Source organism: Marinimicrobium sp. UBA4509, assembly GCF_002388575.1.
GTDB lineage: Bacteria > Pseudomonadota > Gammaproteobacteria > Pseudomonadales > Cellvibrionaceae > Marinimicrobium > Marinimicrobium koreense.
In genome coordinates this window covers 28,366-31,176 of record NZ_DGMV01000007.1, presented here as the reverse complement: position 1 = coordinate 31,176, position 2,811 = coordinate 28,366, and the positions used below count along the sequence as shown (strand labels likewise).

At 58.1% G+C, this 2,811-nt stretch carries 3 protein-coding genes; 1 reads left to right on the top strand and 2 read right to left on the bottom strand.

What is annotated here, in order from left to right; genetic code table 11:
- The coding region (locus B3520_RS00620; protein ID WP_286875075.1) for a substrate binding domain-containing protein at positions 1-591 on the top strand (591 nt) is incomplete at its 5' end.
- Positions 592-615: 24 nt separating this feature from the next.
- Here B3520_RS00620 and B3520_RS00615 read toward each other — a convergent pair.
- Positions 616-2,574: a putative bifunctional diguanylate cyclase/phosphodiesterase gene (locus tag B3520_RS00615; protein WP_286807116.1), complete on the bottom strand. Its 1,959-nt coding sequence runs from the start codon at positions 2,572-2,574 to the stop codon at positions 616-618.
- Between the two features lie 48 nt (positions 2,575-2,622).
- A partial coding sequence (locus B3520_RS00610; protein ID WP_286875073.1) for a hypothetical protein occupies positions 2,623-2,811 on the bottom strand: 189 nt, incomplete at its 5' end.

The following is a 2,811-nucleotide window of genomic DNA, read 5'->3' as shown; positions in this document are numbered from 1 at the left end:
GAGCCGCTCAAGCAGCTCACGCGGGAGTTTCCCCGGTTACGCCTGGACCTGAGCTTCGGTGACGAAAACCCGGACCTGATTGCCGCGGGCGCGGACCTGGCGCTGTGCATCGGCCCATTGGCCGATTCTTCCCTGGTAGCCCGACATCTGGTGGACTGGCATTTTGTGCTGTGTGCCGCGCCGGGGCATGCTCAACTGGCAAAGCCGATTGAACGCCCCGAGGGCCTGAGCGGGGAGGGTTACATTGCACATACCGTGCGCGAACGGCGATTCAACGACAGGCTGACCCACCACCTTACCGGCGAGGCGCTACCGCTACCCCGACCGCGAATTCGGGTGAATAATATGCAAGTGGCGATACAGCTTGTTCAGGATGGCGTGGGCTACGGGCTGCTGCCCGAGCCGGAGGTGCGGGAGGCGCTGCGCAGCGGCCGATTAATACAACTGTTACCGCAGTGGCGGGCACCCAGCTTCAGTGTTCATGCCCTGGCCCCCAGCCGCGACACCATGCCCGCGAAAACCCGCGCCGTCATCGACAGTCTGCAGCAGTGGTTTGACGACATATCAGAGGCCATGCCGGAGGTGGGGTGAGAGAGAAGCCTGGAGCCGAACGAGTCAAGCGGCACCGGCTTGCCTGGATTCCTGGGTCGCCATCCAGAGTGCAAAGGCATCTTTGTCACAGGGACGATGGAGACCAAAGCCTTGAGCGTAGCCGAAGCCAAGATCGGTAACGAAATCCAGCTGCTCGCGGGTTTCGATGCCTTCTACGATGGAGCGCAGCTTGAGCACCTTGGCCAGCTCCAGTACGGTGCGGGCAATCTCCTGGCTCTTTTTGGCGGAGTGGATTTTCTCAATAAAGCTCTTGTCCAGCTTAATGCCGTCCACAGGGAGGGTGCGCAGGTAGCTCAACGACGAGTAGCCAGTGCCGAAGTCATCCACGTAAATGCGGATTCCCAAATCGCGCAACCGATTCAGAATTTTGCTCGCCTCTTCGTCGCGTTCGATCAACACGCCCTCCGTGACCTCCAGACTGAGGTTTCGGCCGCTCAGCCCATAGGCTTGCAGGGTTTGCTGAATAAACGGCACCAGGTCAACCTGAAAGAACTCTTTGGGTGACAGGTTGACACTGATGGCGAACTCGCAGGGTACAACACCATTGGCCCGCCACTGCTGAAGCGCGGCGCAGGCCTGGGTGAGCATCTGGCGACCAATGTCGCCAATCAGCCCGGCCGCCTCGGCTACGGGGACAAAGTCTTCCGGGCTCATGACGCCCAGCTCGGGGTGGTGCCAGCGACACAGCACTTCACAGCCGCTCGGATTACCCGTCGGCACATCGGTGATGGCCTGAAAGTGGGCTTTCAAGTCCTGATTCTGAAGCGCTTTGCGCAGCTCGGTTTCCAGTCTGGCTCTGGAACGCTGCTCATTGCTGAGTGCCTGATCATAAATAAAGTAGGTGCCCTTCCCTGCCTCTTTGGCTTTATACAGAGACAGGTCGGCCTTACGAATCAGCGTATCCGCACTTTGCTCCTGGCCGGATTCCAGGGTAATACCGACGCTGGAGCCCACATCAAACTCAGTGCCACTCACAGTAAACGGCCGTCGTAGGCTTTCCAGAATGCGCTCGGCCAGGCTGGCGGCTGCGTTGTGGTCAGCCACGTGCTCGGCAAGCAAGATAAACTCATCGCCGCCGAACCGGGCCAAGGTATCTTCAGGGCGCAGCTGATCCTGAATGCGCTGAGAGAAAAGCCTCAATAAGCTATCGCCCACCTGGTGGCCATAGCTGTCATTAATGGTTTTGAAGTTGTCGATATCCATAAGCAACACAGCAAAAGGGGCTGGGTGCCGGCGAGTGCGGTGAATGGTCTGAGACAGACGATCCAGAAACAGCTCGCGGTTGGCGACGCCGGTGAGCTTGTCATGGAACGCACTGTGCTGAAGCTCTTTTTCCATGACTTTGCGGTCGTGGATATCCCGTCCGTAACCGAAGTAAAGGGTCTCCCAGTCCACTTTGACAAAACTCCACTCGACCCAACGGTGACTGCCGTTGGCGGTTTTGGTGCGGGCATCAAAGCTGACGTGGTTTTCTCCGTGAGACAGTAGACTGTTGATCTGCTTGACCACTTCAGGGCGGTCACCGTCACAAATAACGCTGAGAAATCGGCTGCCCCCCATGTCTTCGGGAGTTCGGCCCAGAATACGACTGGCTGCTGGGTTAACCTGCAAAAAGCCTCCCTGCTGGTCCAGGGTGCAGAGGATATCCGGTGAGATAGCAAAGAACTGCTCCAACTGCGCCTTCTGATAGGCGTTTTGGAAGGACTCCTCCCGCAGCCGACGGATCAACTGGGACAACCGTCCGGCCTTGTCCAGGCTGAAGATCAGGGCCAGAACGCAGCCGACCAGGATAGCGCTGATCAGTGCCCCCGCCCAGGTAATCCCCTCAATGTGCTCGTTGTCCGCTGCCGATTCCATGGTGTCATGCAGCCCTATCAAGGCATTGCCTCCCAGCACCACCAACGACAGGGTGATGAGGGCTACGAGCGCGACGATCACGGCGGTCAGTTTTTTGCCCGGCATAGGGGTATTAACCTCTCCAGTATTTGGTGAGTGTTGGGGTGATATGGGTTATTGGGGGAGTCTTACAAACGATTGGATGGTCAACATAGTAACATAAAGATGAATAATGCGCCACCCCGGTGCAGAAGTGCCGGTTTTCTGCCGGTGTGGTGAGGTGTCGGGGTGAACCGTTGGTTTACGGCGGGTGTGGAGTTCAGTTGGGTTTTGGGGTTGCGTTACGGCGGATGCGCCTTCGGC